Source organism: Vibrio sp. Isolate22, assembly GCF_022398115.1.
Classification (GTDB): domain Bacteria; phylum Pseudomonadota; class Gammaproteobacteria; order Enterobacterales; family Vibrionaceae; genus Vibrio.
The window spans coordinates 1-658 of the sequence record NZ_JAKEUW010000156.1 but is presented as its reverse complement, the minus strand read 5'-3'; the positions used below and the strand labels follow the sequence as shown (position 1 = coordinate 658).

At 42.2% G+C, this 658-nt stretch carries 1 protein-coding gene, 1 tRNA gene and 1 rRNA gene; 1 reads left to right on the top strand and 2 read right to left on the bottom strand.

The genetic code is table 11. The features are described 5' to 3' along the window. Positions 1 to 186, top strand: a 186-nt coding sequence (locus tag L1D55_RS27500) for a hypothetical protein (protein WP_239919519.1), incomplete at its 5' end; no start/stop codon positions are given. A 119-nt stretch (positions 187 to 305) separates the two neighbouring features. Here the strand turns inward: L1D55_RS27500 and L1D55_RS27495 are convergent. Together L1D55_RS27495 and L1D55_RS27490 are read right to left on the bottom strand one after the other, a co-directional pair. After that, positions 306 to 381: transfer RNA gene (locus L1D55_RS27495), tRNA-Ala, on the bottom strand. Between the two features lie 78 nt (positions 382 to 459). Continuing rightward, positions 460 to 658 (bottom strand): 16S ribosomal RNA (locus L1D55_RS27490); the annotation flags it as partial.

Sequence of the window (658 nt, the reverse complement as noted above, 5' to 3'; positions counted from 1 at the left end):
CAACCCGAAGAGGTCTTTATGTATGGTAAACAACCAAGGTTTTTGGTTGTAATAAGAAGGGTTAGTTCTTATTACGTGTTTGCCGGACTCAATTTAATGCTCTTTATTTTCACTTTAAAAAGTGAAGACAAAAAGCCAAGACACTTGAATGTGTTTGTGTTGTGTTTATCTAAAGATAAACATTGAGAACTTTTAATTTGATTAACTCTTAGAGTTAATCAGTCAGCTTTCCAAATTGTTAAAGAGCTAGATATTTCAAAAGAAATAACCATTTTTAAAGATTCTTAAGGAAGAACACTTAAAGATGGTGGAGCTATGCGGGATCGAACCGCAGACCTCCTCGCTGCCAGCGAGGCGCTCTCCCAGCTGAGCTATAGCCCCATCTGGAAAAGTATTTCCTACTCTTAACTTTCTAAACCGTATCAATCTGTGTGGACACTTATCGTGAATATCTTCGTATAAGGAGGTGATCCAGCCCCAGGTTCCCCTAGGGCTACCTTGTTACGACTTCACCCCAGTCATGAACCACAAAGTGGTGAGCGTCCTCCCGAAGGTTAAACTACCCACTTCTTTTGCAGCCCACTCCCATGGTGTGACGGGCGGTGTGTACAAGGCCCGGGAACGTATTCACCGTAGCGCATTCTGATCTACGATTACT